The sequence below is a fragment of the Streptomyces sp. CLCI03 genome, from assembly GCF_053615355.1.
In genome coordinates this window covers 2,295,968-2,313,134 of sequence record NZ_CM132132.1, presented here as the reverse complement: position 1 = coordinate 2,313,134, position 17,167 = coordinate 2,295,968, and the positions used below count along the sequence as shown (strand labels likewise).

Below are 17,167 nucleotides of genomic sequence, written 5' to 3'. Positions count from 1 at the left end.
CCGAGGCCGTCGTACGTGCCACGCCGTTGCCGGGGCGCCGACCCCGGACCCCGGAGAGCTCAGGCGGGGGTGACCGGGAGCCCGGCCGTCCTCCAGGCCTGGAAGCCGCCCGTCAGGTCCGTCGCGTTGTGGAGGCCCACGGCGTGGAGCGAGGCGGCGGCGAGGCTGGACGCGTAGCCCTCGTTGCAGATCACCACCACCTGGAGGTCGTGGCTCGTGGCCTCGGGGAGGCGGTGGCTGCCGTGCGGGTCCAGGCGCCATTCCAGCTCGTTGCGCTCGACCACCAGCGCGCCCGGGATCAGCCCGTCCCGCTCGCGCAGGGCCTGGTAGCGGATGTCGACCAGGACGGCCCCGGCGCGGGAGGCGGCGTACGCCTCCCGCGCGTCCACGCGGGTGTAGCCCGTACGGACCCGCTCCAGCAGCTCGTCGATGCCGATCGGGGCGCTCACTGCCAGTCCGCCGGACGCTCGACGTGCTCCAGGTCGAGCACCGGGCCGCTGCGGCTGTAGCGGCGGATCAGCGGGAGCGGCGGGTAGTAGGCGTGCACGGAGATCGCGTGCTCGGCCGGCGACTCGTTGAGGACCTCGTGCACGTGGTGCTCCCGGAAGGCCCGCCCCGAGCCCGCGTCCAGCGTGCGGTGGCGGTCGACGTCCGGGGCCAACTCCAGGGACTTCCAGCCCTCCGAGGGCAGCCGCACGGCCAGCGAGTGTTCGGTGAGCCGACCCCGGGCGGTGGCGAACGCGCCGCGCGATTCGGCGTGGTCGTGCCAGCCGGTGCCGGTGCCCGGCGGCCAGCCGATCAGCCACGCCTCACTGCCGCCCGGCCCGTCCAGCCGGACCCAGGTGCGGCCCTGCGGATCGAGTGGCAGCGAGGCCACGATCGCGGGGTCGGCCGCCGTGCGGAGGGCGAAGTCGAGGAGTTCGGCGGCCGTGGGGCCCCCTGCCGCCGTGCCGGACTCCGGGGCGTACGAGGGTGCGGATGCGGGTGCAGACATGAAGAAGGACCGTTCCTGGGTTCGCGGAGATGCGCGCAGGCCGGTGGACGGCACGGGGCGCGCGGAGGGAAGGGCGAATCAGCAGGAAGGGCGACACACGCAGCCCGCGTAGCGGAGCAGGTCCATATGGACCCTCCGCCACAGGCGTACGTCGTTGCCGGTCATTCCGCGAGTGAACCACGGAGTCCCGGACACGGTCAATCGATCACCACGGTCGGTGTCGGCGCCGACTTGGCGGCAGGCGTCGCCTTGGAGGGCGTCGGCACCCGGGAGGCGGGTGCGCCCGCCCGGACCGTGTCCGCCGCCTCGTACAGCTCCGCCGGGCGGACTCCCGCGAAGGTCGCCGCCAGGTGCCCGTCCGGCCGGACCAGCAGCACGGTGTGCGCCGGGGCCCCCGGATAGCTGTCCGCGACCAGCAGGTCGGTGCGGACCGGGAGGGCGCTCACCGCCGCCGCGAGGCGGGGCATCAGACCGGCGCCGAGCCAGTGGCGCCGGTCCCAGACCCCGGTGCCGGGGGCCACCAGGACCACCAGGAGCCGGCCCTGCCCGAGCAGGTCCCGCAGGGGCACGGTCGCCCCGTCGGGCGCGGTCACCGGGACGTTCGCCACCGGGCCGCCCGGCTCCGTGGCCGTCGGCACCTCCCGGACGGCGACCGGCGGGGCGTACGTGGGCTCCGCGCCCAGCGGTCCGCGCCCCAGGTGGCCGTCGGTGAGCAGGGATTCGGCGCTGCGCGCGGCTCCGGGGAGGTAGGTGCGCAGGCCGCCCCCGGCCCGCAGAGAAGGCATCGCCTGGTCGGCCGCGCGCAGCCGGGAGGCGACCGCGGTGCGCCGCTCGCCCTCGTAGCTGTCGAGCAGGGCCTCGGAGGCCCCTTGGTGCCAGGCCAGGGAGAGCTTCCACGCCAGGTTCTCGGCGTCTCGGAGCCCCTCCTCCACGCCCTGGGTTCCGAGCGCGCCCAGCAGGTGGGCGGCGTCTCCGGCGAGGAAGGCGCGCCCGTCGCGCCAGCGCCGGGCGAGCCGGTGGTGCAGGGTGTGGACCCCGGTGTCGATGAGGTCGTACGGGGGTGTGGTGCCGCCGCACCAGACCGCGAGGGTGTCGCGGATCAGGGTCACCAGCGCGTCGGGAGTCACGAGCTCCCCGCGGGGCGGAAGCAGCCAGTCCAGCCGCCAGACCCCGTCGGGCAGGGGCCGGGAGGTGACCTCCTGCGGCGGGCTTCGGTGCAGCAAGGCCTCGCCGGGCCACGGCAGTTCGGTGCGCAGCGCGGCCACGGCGTGCCGCTCCACGGCGGTGCGGCCGGGGAAGCGGATGCCGAGGAGCTTGCGCACGGTGGAGCGGGCGCCGTCGCAGCCGACCAGGTAACTCCCGCGCCACCAGGTGGTCTCGGCGCCCCGGGTGTGCGCGGTGACGCCCCGTCCGTCCTGCTCCAGGGAGTCCACCTTGCTGTCGGTGACCAGCTGGACGAGAGGGTGGGCCGCGGCGGCGTCGCGCAGTCCGCGCGTGAGCGCGTGCTGCGGCAGGTGCAGGGGGGCCGGGTGGTCCTCGAAGGTGATCCGCCGGTCGGGCCGGCTCCGGCGCATGGTGCGCCAGGCGGCGAAGTACGCTCCCTCGTCGCGCAGCGTCGTACAGCCCAGTCGGTGTGCCATGGCCGCCGTTTCGGCGTGCAGCACGACGGTGCGGGCCGGGCGGACCTCCTCCTTGCCGGGCCCTTCGTCGAGCACGACGGAGGGCACGCCCGCACCCGCGAGGGCGAGCGCGAGGGACAGCCCGACGGGGCCCGCGCCGACGACGATCACCGGGTCCATGGCACGGCTCCCGATGTCCGGTATGTGATCACAGAACGTATGCAACCCACTGTAGGTGCCCGCGTCAAGTGACCCTGGTCGGCCGGGCGGTCTCGGAGCCGAGAAGTCCGAACGCTGTAGGGCTTTCGGTCGACCCAGAGGAGGTGCGTGCCCGATCGGTCGAACTCTGGACAGCAGTGGCTGCAAAAGAACGTTGATTATCAGCCGGACTGGCGCCCCGAGAGTCCTTTCACTTGTTGATTGCGCAGTATTCAGGCATTTGATGGCCGTAAATAAGCGGTGCTTGTCGGCCGTAGATTCCGGAATCAATCCATCGATTTCTCTGTATGCTCAGGTGAAGCTCAAAGGATTGATATTTCCTTGCGTGACCTCACCGGGCGTGGAATTGTGATTGATGCGCAGGGGGCGGAACGCGCCCTGCGGATGAAGGGGGTACGGGTTCGACCCCTGCAGCATGGTTGGTGCTTCAAGTATCTGCAATCGATGAAGGGTGAAGAAGGTTGCTGAAGGATATTCGCCTTCGCGCTGTCGCTGCTCCGGCGGTTGGCCTGCTCATGGTCGGCGTCTTTTCGCTCGGTGCGGCTACATCTGCGTCGGCTGCCACACAGGCGCGCCCTACCGGGTGCCACTACGAGAGTCCTGGAAAGTGGGGGGCGGTCGCCTGGTGTGACAGCCATAACGGCGGGTCGTATCGGGTGAACGCCATATGTAAGGACGAGGAGACCGGGAAGGTGGAGTGGTGGTTCGGGCCGTGGAAGCAGCTCGGGACGTCCATTGGGTACTGCAATGGCGCCTATCGTGCAATCTCTGCCGGAATCGAGACGTCGCCTCGCAACAACACCTGAGTGTGGCTAAGTAAATCGAGAAGGGATTGGTCAAATGAAGAAGGCGTTTGCGGCATTGACCGCCGCCGCGGCAATGGCAGTCCTCGGACTTCAAGGGACGGCCACTGCAGCCACCACAGGGTGGCCGGATGGCTGCTCCTGGGGGAAAGTCCCTGAAAGTAATGGTATTTCGGCCATCTGTAGCAACAGTAATGGCGGAAGGTGGAAGGCGCACGCCGTGTGCCGTCCGTGGAACGGCGACCCGATCGTTACGGTTGATGCGGTGGCTTGGAGCGACAGTAACGCATCGTACGCCTTCTGCCCGCCGTTCACTCTCGTCAAGAGCGGCGCGGTCTGGACCAGGTCCTACTAGCCGAATCACTCGCCGGCGTCACGTTGCACGCTTTGCGTCGGTAGCCCGTGCGCGTTAGGTAAACCTGGCACCCCATCGGGCCTCCCGATGGGGTGCCAGGCGCGTTGCAGCTCCTGAGGGTAGGCACTCTGTGAGTGTGATTCGGTTTGCGCTCTGCCGATCCGTCCACTGATCACGGAAGCAGTAGCCGATAGGGGTCCGATCGGCTCTCTCTTTATCTCAGGGCTATATGGTCGTCGGCGCGGCTGTTGTCGACTCGTACCTTTGAATGTGCGGCATCCATGCTTCTGTATCTATGTCCTGAGTTCGGCTGCGCCAGGCGAAGGTGTGAGTGGACGCTGTCGATCACGCGATGCCGGCCGGAACTCAGCCATGCAGGGGGTGCTTAAAAAGAAGGGAAATCGATGAGGCGTCCTTGAGTATCGCACCGAGTCGACTCATGGTGGGCAGCGCCGCTTGGACGTCAGACGGGCAACGCGCTCACGATGGCCCGCCCAGTCCGCGTGCGCAGGAAATGTGTTGAGGACGGTCGGTGGCCCAGCCCCGCCGCACGGTGCATCGAGCCGCCTGGTACGGGACCCGTCCCGCAGCGTTGTGCAGCCCAGGTGCTCGCCTGTGGTGGAGGTATAGGACTGCAGGTCGACGGAGCGAGCCGACTGGGGCCTCGTCGTGCACAGCGGAGGGCATGCCATGGGCGGCCAGGCGAAGGCAGCCCGAGGGCCCCGCGCCGACGGCGATCGGCAAGTCTACGAAGTGGCTCCCCGGTGTCCGGTACGTGATGGCGGAACATATGCAGTTCATCGGAGTGCCTGCGTCAAGCGATGGGGCCCTGGGCACGCGTGTGGTGCGGCGGATGTCATCCGCCGCACCACACGTGCCATGCCTATGTATTGCCGAGTGCCAGCTACCTGGTGCCCGGGTGTGTTGCCTCTGCGCGACGTGGCAGTTCAAGCCCTGCTCGTCGGCCACTTGGGTCAGGGAGCCTTGCCCACACCAGCCGCGCCGCCTGCATCGACCTCGGCCACGTCGCCTTCGAGGACGGCGCCGGTACCCTTCTTCGACTGACGCAGCCGCTTCTCGAGTGCGGAAGCCAGCGTGGTCAGGGTGAAGTTCACCGCGATGTAGATCAGGGCGATCACGACCATGGTCGCGATCGTGTTGCTGTAATTGGCGGAGATCTGCCGGTTCATCGACATCAAGTCGGCGAAACCCAGGAAGGCGCCACCGAGCGCCGTGTCCTTGAGGATCACAACGAGCTGGCTGACCAGCGCGGGCAGCATCGCCGTGACGGCCTGCGGGACCAGGACGTACATCATGGTCTGACCCTTGCGCATGCCGATCGCCTTTGCCGCGTCGGTCTGACCGCGGGGCAGCGACTGGATGCCGGCCCGGACGATCTCAGCGATGACTGAGGCGTTGTACAGGACGAGACCCGTGACAACGGCATACAGAGGCCGCAGGTCGGAGCTGACGGTTCCGAGCATGACGTACAGCGCCGAGCTGAAGATCATCAGGATGAGGACCGGGATCGCGCGGAAGAACTCCACGACCGCGCCGACCGGCACACGCACCCAAGCGTGGTCGGACAGCCGGGCGATACCGAGGATCGCGCCCAGCGGCAGCGCGATCACCATGGCGATCAGACCTGCCTTGAGGGTCTCGACGAGGCCGGGCAGCAGGAACGTCGTCCAGATCTGGCTGTCGGTGATGAACGGGGTCCACTTGTCGGCCTCGAGCTGGTTCTTCTCGGCCATGCGGTCCAGAATCCACCACAGGGCCAGCGCTACCAGCACTGCGAAGACGCCGGTGTAGATCCAGTTGCGGAGCTTGGCCTTGGGGCCGGGCTCGTCGTACAGAACGGAGCTCATCGCTTCACCGCCACTCGCTTGGCCACCCAGCCCAGAAGCAGGCCGGTGGGCAGGGTAAGCAGGACGAAGCCGAGGGCGAATACCCCGAAGACCGCGAAGAGCGCGTCCGCCTCGTTCTCCAACATTTCCTTCATCAGCAAGGCCGCCTCGGCCACGCCGATGGTCGCCGCCACCGTGGTGTTCTTGGTGAGGGCGATCAGCACATTGGTGAGCGGTCCGACGACCGCCCGGAAGGCCTGGGGGAGCACGATGAGGGTGAGCACCTGGAAGAAGCTCAGCCCCAGCGCACGGGCGGCCTCGGCTTGGCCGACGGGCACAGTGTTGATGCCCGAGCGCAGCGCCTCACAGACGAACGTGCCGGTATAGGCGATCAGGCCCAGGATGGCGAGCCGGAAACCGATCTCCTTGGAGTCCCCACCCGCGAGCGTGATGCCCAGGGTCTGGTCCAGACCCAGTGAACAGCCGAGGACCAGCAGGGTCAGCGGAGTGTTTCGTACGACGTTCACGTACGCCGTGCCGAAGGTCCGCATCAGCGGGACCGGGCTGACCCGCATCCCGGCCAGCATCAGGCCCCAGATCAGGGACCCGACCGCCGAGTAGAGGGTGAGCTGAACCGTCACCCAGAAGGCTCCGAGCACGTCGTACTGCCCGGAAGTAAGAAAGTCGAACACGTTGCCCTGCGCTCTCCCCAGGATGGCCGGTGAGGCGTGCCGCTGCCCGCGGTAGGCGGGCAGCGGCACGCCTCACCGATGAATCAGCTGCCTTCGGTGATCTGCGGGGCCGGCTCGGCCTTGTAGTTGGCGGGACCGAGGTTCGCGTCCACGGCCTTCTGCCACGAACCGTCCTCGACCATCTTCTTGAGCGCGGCGTTGACCTTGGTCTGCAGGTCCTTGTCGCCCTTCTTCAGACCGATGCCGTAGGGCTCGTCGCTGAGCTTCAGGCCGGCCAGCTTGAACTTGCCCTTGTTCTTCTCCTGCGCGGCGTAGCCGGCGAGGATCGAGCCGTCCGTGGTCAGCGCGTCCACGGCCTTGTTCTCCAGGCCGGTGAGGCACTCGGAGTAGCCCGGGTACTCGCGCAGGTCCGCCTCGGGAGCCAGCTTGGTCTTGACGTTCTGTGCAGAGGTGGATCCGGCGACCGAGCAGAGCTTCTTCTTGTTGAGGTCCTCGGCCTTGGTGATCGAGGCGTCGTCGGCGCGGACCAGCAGGTCCTGGTGGGCCAGGAAGTACGGGCCTGCGAAGTCGACCTTCGCCTTGCGCTTGTCGTTGATCGTGTAAGTAGCGACGACCAGCTTGACGTCGCCGTTCGAGATCAGGTTCTCGCGCTCGGCGCTGACGGCCTGCTTGAACTCGATCTGGTCCGGCTGGTAGCCGAGCTCCTTGGCGACGTAGGTCGCGACGTCGACGTCGAAGCCGGTGAACTTGCCGTCCGGGGTCTTGAGACCCAGACCGGGCTGGTCGTACTTGATGCCGATGACGATCTTGTCCTTCTTGGCGCCACCGGACGCACCGCCGTCACTGGCGGCGTCCTTGTCGCCGCCGCCACACGCGGTCGCGGTCAGGGCAAGGGCGACGGCGACGGCCGCGGCCGCAGCGGCCTTGGAGATCTTCATGGTGAACTTCCCTCGGATGAGACGTTGTTGAACGACGAGCGACGCTTACGGCGCACGCGCGGCCGACAGGAACGATCCGGCGGTGATCCGCATACGGATGACTACCAGACGTGAACCTCAGTGGTGCAGGATCTTCGACAGGAAGTCCTTGGCGCGGTCACTGCGCGGGTTGCTGAAGAACTGCTCGGGGGTGGCCTCTTCGACGATCTTGCCGTCGGCCATGAAGACGACCCGGTTGGCCGCCGAGCGGGCGAAGCCCATCTCGTGCGTGACGACCACCATGGTCATCCCCTCGCGGGCGAGCTGCTGCATGACCTCCAGCACCTCGTTGATCATCTCCGGGTCCAGGGCCGAGGTCGGCTCGTCGAAGAGCATCACCTTCGGCTCCATGGCCAGCGCCCGGGCGATGGCCACACGCTGCTGCTGACCGCCGGAGAGCTGCGCCGGGTACTTGTCGGCCTGAGTGCCGACGCCCACCCGCTCCAGCAGCGACAGGGCCTTCTCGCGCGCCGTGGCCTGGTCGGTCTTGCGGACCTTGAGCTGGCCCAGCATGACGTTCTGCAGCACCGTCTTGTGCGCGAAGAGGTTGAACGACTGGAAGACCATGCCGACGTCGGCGCGCAGCCGGGCCAGTTCCTTGCCCTCGGAGGGCAGTTCCTTGCCGTCGAGCGTGATCGTGCCCGAGTCGATGGTCTCCAGGCGGTTGATGGTCCGGCACAGCGTGGACTTGCCCGATCCCGAGGGACCGATCACCACGACTACCTCACCGCGGGCAATGCTCAGATCGATGTCCTGAAGCACGTGCAGCGCGCCGAAGTGCTTGTTGACGTTGCTCAGTACGACCAGGTCGTCTGCGGCACCGGCCGCGTCCTGCACGTCCTTGGTCACTGATACTCCGCTCATCGGCTTCTTGCTCCGTCCTCCTCGGTTGGGAGGACAGTAGTGACGTGACGCGCACAACGTCATCACATCTGAGGGAGAATTGAGGATAACGATCCGGCCTCTTCCGGATACGCTCCGTGCGCGGTGCCCGCGTGGTCGATCATGTCCGCGTACCGGGTGCATAACGGAAGGCGCGCCGGGGCGGGACCCCCTTGACGTGGGAGTCCGCATCGGCGTGGATGCATGGTGGCCCTCTGTGCGGCCCCACGTGTGACCATGCGTGGTGAGATCCGAGTGGGAGAAGAGGAGAGGGGGACGGTATGAGACTGCTGCTCGTCGAGGACGACGACCATGTCGCGGCAGCGCTGTCCGCGATCCTCGCCCGGCACGGCTTCCAGGTCACCCACGCCCGCAACGGTGAAGAGGCCCTGCAGGCGCTCCTGCCCGCCGGTACGCCGACCGGCCCCCAGCCCTACGGCGTGATCCTGCTCGACCTCGGTCTGCCCGACCAGGACGGCTACGAGGTGTGCGGCAAGATCCGCAAGCGCACCGCCACGCCCGTGATCATGGTGACGGCGCGGGCCGACGTACGCTCCCGCATCCACGGCCTGAACATGGGCGCCGACGACTACGTGGTCAAGCCCTACGACACCGGCGAGCTCCTCGCCCGTATCCACGCCGTCGCCCGGCGTACCGGAGCCGCCGACGAGGCCGCCGCCCCCGGCTCCGGCACGCCCACCACGGTCCACCTCGGCTCCGTCAGCATCGAGCTGCCCAACCGCCGGGTCAGCGTGGACGGCGCCGACGTACCCCTCACCCGCAAGGAGTTCGACCTGCTGGCCCTGCTCGCGCAGCGGCCCGGAGTCGTCTTCCGCCGCGAGCAGATCATCAGCGAGGTGTGGCGCACCAGCTGGGAGGGGACCGGGCGCACCCTGGAGGTCCACGTCGCCTCGCTGCGCTCCAAGCTGCGCATGCCCGCCCTCATCGAGACCGTCCGTGGGGTGGGCTACCGGCTCGTCACCCCGGCCGCCCCGTAGGGGCCCTCCGTCGTGCGTGCCCGTCTGCTCCCTCTGCTCATCATCCTGATGGCGGGCACGCTGCTGGCCCTCGGTTTCCCGCTCGCCGTGAGCCTGGCCGCCGGGCAGCAGCAGCGGGTGGTGGTCGACCGGATCGACGACAGCGCCCGCTTCGCCGCCCTCGCACAGTTCGTCATCGACGCCGAGGGCTCCGGATCCACCGGCGCCGCCGAGCGCCGCGACACCCTGGGCAAGGAACTCGCCCGCTACCAGACCCTCTACGGCATCCGCGCCGGCATCTTCTTCCGCGACGACAACGCCCTCGTCCGGTCCCCGAGCTGGTGGACGCTCCCGGAGTCCCGAGAGGGCCGCAAGGCCCTTCTCGACGCGCTGGCCGGCCGGCGCAGCCACGATCCGCCGCAGGTGTGGCCCTGGCAGACCGACGGCAGACTGCTCGTCGTCTCCCCGGTCGTCCTCGACGGCGACGTGGTCGCGGTCGTCGCCACCGAATCCCCGACCGACGAGATGCGCGGCCGGGTCCTGAGGGGCTGGCTGCTGATCGCGGGCGGCCTCGCCGCAGCCATGCTGGTCGCCTTCGGCGCCGCCCTCAGGCTCACCAGCTGGGTGCTCAAGCCCGTGCAGACCCTGGACGCGGCCGCCCACGGCATCGCCACCGGACGGATGAACTCGCGCGTCGCGGCCGCCGGTGGCCCCCCGGAACTCCAACGCCTGGCCCACTCGTTCAACGAGATGGCCGACAACGTCGAAGAGGTCCTGGAACAGCAGCGGGCGTTCGTCGCCGACGCCTCCCACCAACTGCGCAACCCGCTCGCGGCGCTGCTCCTGCGGATCGAACTGCTCGCCCTCGAACTGCCCGAGGGCAACGAGGAGATCGCCTCCGTGCGCACCGAGGGCAAGCGCCTGACCCAGGTCCTGGACGACCTGCTGGACCTGGCGCTGGCCGAGCACGCCTCCGCCGAGATCAGCCTCACCGACATCGGCGCCCTGACGGCCGAGCGGGTCGCCGCGTGGCGCCCGTACGCCGAGGAGAAGGGCGTACGGATCACCGAGACGGGCCGGACCGCCATCACCGGGTGGGCCGACCCCATCGCCCTGTCCAGCGCCCTCGACGCCGTCATCGACAACGCCCTCAAATTCACCCCCACGGGCGAGGAGGTCGACGTGTCCGTCTCCACGGCGGGGCGTTCCGTCCGCGTGGTCGTCGCCGACCGCGGCCCCGGCCTCACCGAGGACGAGTTGCTGCGCGTCGGCGACCGGTTCTGGCGCAGCGGCCGCCACCAGAACATCAAGGGCTCCGGGCTCGGCCTGTCGATCTCCCGGGCCCTGCTCGCCGCCGGTGGCGGGTCCCTCTCCTACGAGAAGAACCCGCCGCACGGGCTGCGGGTGACGGTGGCCGTCCCGCGCACCGACCCCCAGGGCGCCTGAGCCCGAGCCTCGGCCTCGGCCCCCTTCGGCAGGCTGCCGCTACCAGACGAGGGTGGTGCGGGCCGGCTCCGACACCGCGTACAGCTCGTCGACGGCGCGGACCTCGAAGGCCGCCGCCCGCTCCCGCCCGGCGCGCGGGACGGCGGGCAGGTACAGGGCGGTGCCACAGGTGCCGCCGAGGAAACGCCGGGTGCCGTCCGGGAGGACCCGCCACACCTCGTGGTGGCGCGGCCGCCCGCCCCGACCGGCCGCCGCCCGCCAGGACAGGCGCAGCCAGGCCCGGTCGTCCTGTCGGGCCGAGGCGTCCACGACCGGAGCCGTGGGCGGGGCCGGGCGCCGGGTGCGGGTCCCGTCGTGCACCGACAGGGCGCCGATACGCCACACCACCGGCTTCCTCCCGGGCGCGGTGATCCGTACCGCAAGGCCGTACGCGGTCCTGCCCGCCAGAGCCGTGAGCCCGGCCCGCGTCGTGCGCCAGCCCTGCCCGCTGTCCCGGGTCCGGGCCGGCACCCACGTGTACGGGACCGGCTCGCCGGGACCGGACGGCTCGCGGACGGCCACGCCGACCTCCACCGTGACCGGCTCCGACGACCCGGTGGCGTGCACCACTTCCAGGACCGCCCCGCGGGTCAACGGCAGCCGCGTCGCATGCAGTCCGATGATCACCGGCGCGGTGGGGACCCCCTCCACCAGCAGGCTGGAGCCGCCGCGCCAGGCGTCCGCGAAGTCCAGGGTGACCGAGGGCCGCGCCCCGGCGGTGTCCACCGCCCAGCGGCGGCCCGGGAGCCGGTCCTGGAGCCCGAGGTGGTTCCAGGGGACGTCCGAGACGACCCTGCCGCCGTCGAACCAGCGCAGTCCGTGCCCGGTGTTGAAGGAGCAGGCGAAGGGCAGAGCGGTGACGGTGGACCGGTCGGCGACGACCGTGGCGGGAGCCCGCCAGCCGGAAGCGGGTGCGGGCGCGGGCCGCGACGGGTCCAGGGACTCGCCCGTCCAGAACCGGTCGTCGGCGCGGTGGAAGGCCCCGGGGGAGCGGTCGGTGAGGTGGTTACGGGTCCACTCGGGCCGGTAGAAGCCGAAGCCGACGACGTGATCGCGCTCGCGCGGGACGATCGCGTCCCAGTCCACGACGGAGTCCCAGCCGCGGGACTCGGTGTCCACGGCGGCCCACAGCTCGTGGCGGGAGCGGCCGAGACGGTCGGCGAGCGCGCCCGAGGCGGCCAGGGTCTGCGGGGTCCAGCGGAAGTCCACGAACATCGTGTCCGCGACCTTCCCGGCCCGGTCCTCGAAGAACTCCTGGTTGAGCGCGTTGAGGGCGCCCTGCCAGCCCACCCGGCCGGTGCTGTTCATGGCGTCGTACCAGGTGATGCGCAGGCCGTGGGGCTCGCCACCGGCCCGCAGGGCGCGCAGGAACTCCCGCATCCGGGTGGCCAGCGCGCTGTCCCCGCCGTCGGTCTCGGCGTTCACGAACCAGCCGTCGAAGCCGTACGTCCGCGCCACCTCGACGAGCTTGTCGGCGATCGGGAAGCGGCCGAGGGAATCCCGCCGCACGAGGTCATGGGTCCACCGGAGGTCGCCGCCGTAGGCGACGGGCGGCAGGAACACGTTGCCCAGCACCCGGACCCCGTTGCGGTGCGCGGCGTCGACCACGGGCGCGTTGGGCGCGAGCACGATGCCCTCGCCGGCGGACCCGCCCCAGAAGACCAGCTCGTCGATGTACGCCCAGTGCGTGAGCGCGTAGTGGTCGGCGGTCGGGGAGCCCTGCGACGGGTTCCCGGCGGTGGGCCCGAAGGAGACCAGGGAGGCGATACGGGCCTGGCCGGCGCGGGCGGTCCGGTTCGCCGGGACCGGGGTGAACCGCCGCGCCAGGGGCACGGTCGAGGTGTTGTGGGCCAGATCGGGGTCGCTCTCGGGGGTCCACCGGCTGAGCGAGCGCCACACGATCCCGGGGCCGGGGTTCCCCGAGGGGAGGGAGTCCGGGAACCAGTACGAGGCGTACGGGGCCAGGTCGGCCGGGGCGGAGGCCTGGCCCGGGGCCCGGCCCGGTGCTCCGAGGGCGGGCGTCCCCTCCGGTAAGGGCGGGGGCGCGGTGGCGGCCCGGGCGCGGCCCGCCAGTCCCAGCACCGCGGCGGCCCCGGCCCCGGTGGCCAGCACCCTGCGCCGGGTCGGACGTATCGCGGCGGGCGGCGTCCGCGGATCGACGCCGTTGTCGGTCTCGGGCATGCGGGGCTCCTCACGAGGGGATCGGGGCGGGGTGGGGCGGGGCCGGGCGAGGTGCGGTGGGGCGGATCAGGCCGGGCCGGGAGTCAGGTCGGGTCAGGTCACGTCGTGGACGCGCAGCACCTCGGTGATGCCGCGCGCGGCCAGGTGGGCGGGATCCGAGGCGCGCTCCGCGAGGACCACCGCGGGGCGGACCCCCTGGGCCGTCAGCGAGGCCCACGCCTCGAAGAAGGCCCCGCCCGGGGCGCACACCGAACGCCCCGGAGCCCGCGCGGCCCCACCGACGACCTCGCCCCCGTCCCCGCCGATGTCCACGACGAGCGCGGTGGACCGCGGGGCCGGGCGGTGCGCACGTCCCCGCCACCGCGCGGCGATCCGGGCGATGGCGGCGCCGGCCGGTTTGGTCCGGCGGTCGTTGGTGAGCAGGCCGAGGCCGTACTCCAACTCCGGGAAGTCCGCGAGCTCCCGGGACACGTCGTGCGAGCACCACCAGGTCACGCCCCACAGGTCCGGGCAGTCCAGGGCGTTCGCGACGGTGGCCTCGGTGAAGCGCGCCGCGTGCTCCGGCGGGATCAGCGGCGCCGGGGCGCCGACCTCCTGGAGCCACACCGGGCGGTGCGGGTCCAGCGCCCAGGCCTTGGAGAGCTCGATCAGGTACGCGGCATGCTGCTCGGTCGCCGTCCCGCTCCGGCCGTGGCGCTGCGCGGTGCCGTTGAACACCCAGGAGTGCACGGCGGTGACCCGGCCCAGCCGGGCCGCCTGGGCCGCGGTGAAGGGGTGCCCGTCCTGGTACCAGGCGGCGTCGTACTCGGCGTGCAGGTGCAGCCGCCCCGGCGCGCCCTCCTCGCAGGCGGCGAGCATCCGCTCCAGCCAGTGGCCGGCCTGGTCCGGGGTGATCCGGTCCGGGTCGGGGTGCGGGGCGCCGGAGAACTGGTTGATCTCGTTGCCGACCGTCATGCCCAGGAAGTTCGGCCGGTCGGCGAGGGCCGCGGCCAGCGTGCGCAGGTACTCCTGCTGCGCGGCGACCACGTCCGGGTCGGTGAAGATGCTGCGCCGGTGCCAGGTCCGGGTCCAGGCGGGCAGGAAGTCGAAGCTCGACAAGTGCCCTTGCAGGCCGTCCACGTTGACGTCGAGCCCGCGCTCGGCGGCCGCGTCGGCGAGGGCGACGAGCTGCTCGACCGCGCGCGGCCGGATCAGCGTCCGGTTCGGCTGGAAGAGCGGCCACAGGGGGAAGACGCGGATGTGGTCCAGCCCGAGTGCCGCGATCGAGTCGAGGTCGGCCCGCACCTCGTCGAGATCGAAGTCCAGCCAGTGGTGGAACCAGCCGCGGGACGGCGTGTAGTTGGCGCCGAAGCGGAGCACGTCATCGGGCACGGGGCGTCCTGGAGTTCTGGAGTACGCGCGTACTCGACGAATTCACCGGATGCGCCACAACCTGCCGGTGCGGATGAGGAAAGTCAACAGGGCGACCGGTCGTCCCGCGCCCGTGTACTTATGCGCTTCAGTCCAGTTGACACACGGGTTGTGTGCCGAAGACCCTGAGGAAACTAATGCGCTTTAGTTGTGCCTGACGGCGTGGGGGCGGGCGGAAATGGACAGCGGTATTTCGGTCACCTCGACCACCGCTCCGGCGCCCGCGCGTCCCGTCCGCGGACACCACCGGCGGTCGGCCGGGCCGGCGGCGCGCGAAGCTCCGTGGGCGTGGCGGATCATGGATCGTCATAAAAGCGTCCTGGCGGGGCAGGATCGCGTACGGTCCGGCCGTCGACATCCGTATTCCGCCATCAGCTTTCCGCCACGTGTGAGCGCACCCGAAGGACGAATGAGGCAGTCCATGGCCCGCAGACCCACGATCAAGGACATAGCCCGGCAGGCCGGCGTCTCGGAGAGCGCCGTCTCCTTCGCGCTCAACGGTCGGCCGGGCGTCTCGCAGGACACCAGGGCCCGGATCCGCCGCGTCGCCGAGGAGCTCGGCTGGCAGCCCAACAGCGCGGCCCGGGCCCTGTCCGGCGAACGTTCCGGAGCCGTCGGCCTGGTCCTCGCCCGGCCCGCCCACACGCTCGGCGTCGAGTCCTTCTTCCTCCAACTCGTCTCCGGCATCCAGGAGGTCCTGGCCGCCGCCCGGACCGCCCTGCTCTTCCAGGTCGTCGAGGACATCGACGCCGAGTGCGCGGTCTACCGCCGCTGGTGGGCCGAGCGCCGGGTCGACGGTGTCCTCGTCGTCGACCCGCGGACGAGCGACCCGCGACCGGCGCTCCTGGAGGCACTGGGGCTGCCCGCGGTCACCATCGGCGAGGCCCTGCCCCAGGAGGGTGAGGGTGGGGGCGGGACCGATCCGGCCGCTGCCGGGGCCACACCCGCGGCCGGACCCTTGGCCGCGCCCACAGCTCGACCTGCAGCCCGACCTGCGGCCACACCCGCGGTCCCGTCCGCGGTCCCGTCCTCGGTCCTGTCCTCGGTCCGGGCCGACGACGCCGGTGCCATGGCCCAGGTCCTGGAGCACCTCCACGGGCTCGGCCACCGCCGGATCGTGCACGTCGCCGGGCTCCCCGGCCTCGCCCACACCGTCCGCCGGATGGAGTCCCTGCGGTCCGAGGCCGCGCGTCGCGGGCTCGGCCCGGACCAGGTGCGCTCGGTGTTCACCGACTACTCCGACACCGAGGGCGCGGCGGCCACCCGCCGGGTCCTCGCCGAGCCGGAGCCGCCCACGGCCCTCGTCTACGACAACGACGTGATGGCCGTCGCCGGGAGCGCGGTCGCCGCCGAGCTGGGCATCCCCGTCCCGGGCAGGCTGTCGATCGTGGCCTGGGACGACTCCGCGCTCTGCCGGGTCACCCATCCCCGACTCACCGCTCTCGTACGGGACACCGCCGGCTTCGGACGGCTGGCCGCCGGCGAACTCCTGGCCGTCCTCGCGGGCGACCCGCCGGGGGTGCGGATCAGCGAGCGGCCCCGGCTGGAGCCGCGCGAGAGCACGGCGCCGCCCCCGGCGCATACTTAACCCTGAAACCTTCCTGGAGCCGCCACCGTGATCATTCCCAGCGTCCCGTTCTCCGCACCGCGGGCAGCCGCGGAGGCCTCCGGGCCGACCGTGGCGATCGACATCGGCGGCACGAAGATCGCCGGTGCGCTGGTTCACCCCGACGGCACGATGACGGCCACCACCCGCCGCCCGACCCCGCGCGGGGTGGACGCCGACGGTGTCATGGCGGCGGTCGCCGAGGTCGTCGCCGATCTCTCCACGTCGCCGCTGTGGGCCTCGGCGCAGCGCTGCGGGATCGGCAGCGCCGGGCCGGTGGACACCTCCCGGGGCACGGTCAGCCCGGTCAACATCGGAGCCTGGCGGGACTTCCCGGTCCAGGAACGGATCGCGGCGGAACTCGCGGCGCACGGGGCCGACCTGCCGACGGTGCTGGCCGGTGACGGGGTGGCGATGACCGCCGCCGAGCACTGGCTGGGCGCGGCCCGGGGCCACGCGAACGCGCTGTGCATGGTGGTCTCCACCGGCGTGGGCGGCGGCCTGATCCTGAACAACCAGCTCCACCCCGGCCCCACGGGCAACGCGGGACACATCGGCCACATCAGTGTGGCCTTCGACGGCGAACCGTGCGTCTGCGGTGGCCACGGCTGCGTCGAGTCGATCGCCTCGGGTACGGCGATCGCCCGCTGGGCCCGTGAGCAGGGCTGGACCCCGTCGGCCGGCGGAGCGGGCGCGGCCAGCGACGGGGGAGGGAACGGTGCGGGAGGCGCGGGTGGCGCGAACGGTGGGCGGGATGCCACGGCGGCCGGGGTGGCCGCCGCCGCTGCCGAGGGCGATCCGATCGCCTTGGCCGCCTTCGATCGGGCGGGCCGGGCCCTGGCCGCCGCCATCGCGGCCACCGCGACCCTGGTGGAGACGGACATCGCGGTCATCGGCGGCGGAGTGGCAGCCGCCGGCGACACCCTGTTCGCCCCGATCCGCAGCCACCTCGCGGCCTACGCCACGCTCTCGTTCGTCAAGGACATCCAGGTGGTGCCGGCGATGCTGGGCACCCATGCGGGACTGATCGGCGCGGCCGCGGCGGCGAGCATGCTGCTGCCTTCACCGTCGTCACAGCCGTCCGCGTCGTGAACCCGGTCGGGAACCCCGGGAACCCGAA

14 protein-coding genes are annotated in these 17,167 nt (G+C 71.1%); 4 read left to right on the top strand and 10 right to left on the bottom strand.

Going from position 1 to position 17,167, the window contains the following annotated elements:
* Positions 1-59 precede the first annotated feature (59 nt).
* The 8 genes from ACWG52_RS10435 to ACWG52_RS10400 all read right to left on the bottom strand — a co-directional run bounded on the left by ACWG52_RS10435 (position 60) and on the right by ACWG52_RS10400 (position 8,370).
* Positions 60-449, bottom strand: a complete 390-nt coding sequence (locus ACWG52_RS10435) for a rhodanese-like domain-containing protein (protein ID WP_453128535.1) — start codon at positions 447-449, stop codon at positions 60-62.
* Positions 446-994 carry a cupin domain-containing protein gene (locus tag ACWG52_RS10430; protein ID WP_389817890.1) on the bottom strand — a complete coding sequence of 183 codons (549 nt, stop codon included), beginning with the start codon at positions 992-994 and terminating at the stop codon, positions 446-448. The genes ACWG52_RS10435 and ACWG52_RS10430 overlap by 4 nt, the downstream gene beginning before the upstream one ends.
* Before the next feature lie 78 nt (positions 995-1,072).
* On the bottom strand, positions 1,073-1,159 hold the full coding sequence (locus ACWG52_RS10425) for a putative leader peptide (RefSeq protein WP_311318651.1): 87 nt from the start codon (positions 1,157-1,159) through the stop codon (positions 1,073-1,075).
* A gap of 32 nt (positions 1,160-1,191) precedes the next feature.
* Positions 1,192-2,793, bottom strand: coding sequence for an FAD-dependent monooxygenase (locus ACWG52_RS10420; RefSeq protein WP_389817893.1), 1,602 nt, complete (start codon positions 2,791-2,793; stop codon positions 1,192-1,194).
* A 2,171-nt stretch (positions 2,794-4,964) separates the two neighbouring features.
* Complete coding sequence (locus ACWG52_RS10415; RefSeq protein WP_390139691.1) at positions 4,965-5,858, bottom strand: amino acid ABC transporter permease; 894 nt, start codon at positions 5,856-5,858, stop codon at positions 4,965-4,967.
* On the bottom strand, positions 5,855-6,529 hold the full coding sequence (locus ACWG52_RS10410) for an amino acid ABC transporter permease (protein WP_390139693.1): 675 nt from the start codon (positions 6,527-6,529) through the stop codon (positions 5,855-5,857). The genes ACWG52_RS10415 and ACWG52_RS10410 overlap by 4 nt, the downstream gene beginning before the upstream one ends.
* A gap of 83 nt (positions 6,530-6,612) precedes the next feature.
* On the bottom strand, positions 6,613-7,467 hold the full coding sequence (locus tag ACWG52_RS10405; RefSeq protein ID WP_390167453.1) for a glutamate ABC transporter substrate-binding protein: 855 nt from the start codon (positions 7,465-7,467) through the stop codon (positions 6,613-6,615).
* 117 nt (positions 7,468-7,584) lie between these two features.
* Complete coding sequence (locus tag ACWG52_RS10400) at positions 7,585-8,370, bottom strand: amino acid ABC transporter ATP-binding protein (RefSeq protein ID WP_389809907.1); 786 nt, start codon at positions 8,368-8,370, stop codon at positions 7,585-7,587.
* A 299-nt stretch (positions 8,371-8,669) separates the two neighbouring features.
* Here ACWG52_RS10400 and ACWG52_RS10395 point away from each other — a divergent pair, with 299 nt between their 5' ends.
* Both ACWG52_RS10395 and ACWG52_RS10390 read left to right on the top strand, forming a co-directional pair.
* Complete coding sequence (locus tag ACWG52_RS10395; RefSeq protein ID WP_033217394.1) at positions 8,670-9,386, top strand: response regulator transcription factor; 717 nt, start codon at positions 8,670-8,672, stop codon at positions 9,384-9,386.
* A 12-nt stretch (positions 9,387-9,398) separates the two neighbouring features.
* Positions 9,399-10,811: a sensor histidine kinase gene (locus tag ACWG52_RS10390; protein WP_389809901.1), complete on the top strand. Its 1,413-nt coding sequence runs from the start codon at positions 9,399-9,401 to the stop codon at positions 10,809-10,811.
* Between the two features lie 39 nt (positions 10,812-10,850).
* Here the strand turns inward: ACWG52_RS10390 and ACWG52_RS10385 are convergent, their stop codons facing one another.
* On the bottom strand, positions 10,851-13,031 hold the full coding sequence (locus ACWG52_RS10385; protein WP_390139697.1) for an endo-beta-N-acetylglucosaminidase: 2,181 nt from the start codon (positions 13,029-13,031) through the stop codon (positions 10,851-10,853).
* A gap of 93 nt (positions 13,032-13,124) precedes the next feature.
* A complete protein-coding gene (locus ACWG52_RS10380) occupies positions 13,125-14,402 on the bottom strand; it encodes a glycoside hydrolase 5 family protein (protein WP_390139699.1) in 1,278 nt (425 codons plus the stop codon).
* A gap of 460 nt (positions 14,403-14,862) precedes the next feature.
* Here ACWG52_RS10380 and ACWG52_RS10375 point away from each other — a divergent pair, with 460 nt between their 5' ends.
* Together ACWG52_RS10375 and ACWG52_RS10370 are read left to right on the top strand one after the other, a co-directional pair.
* A complete protein-coding gene (locus ACWG52_RS10375; RefSeq protein ID WP_389809892.1) occupies positions 14,863-16,029 on the top strand; it encodes a LacI family DNA-binding transcriptional regulator in 1,167 nt (388 codons plus the stop codon).
* Positions 16,030-16,062: 33 nt separating this feature from the next.
* Positions 16,063-17,139 carry an ROK family protein gene (locus tag ACWG52_RS10370; protein WP_453129057.1) on the top strand — a complete coding sequence of 359 codons (1,077 nt, stop codon included), beginning with the start codon at positions 16,063-16,065 and terminating at the stop codon, positions 17,137-17,139.
* The last annotated feature ends 28 nt before the right edge of the window (positions 17,140-17,167 follow it).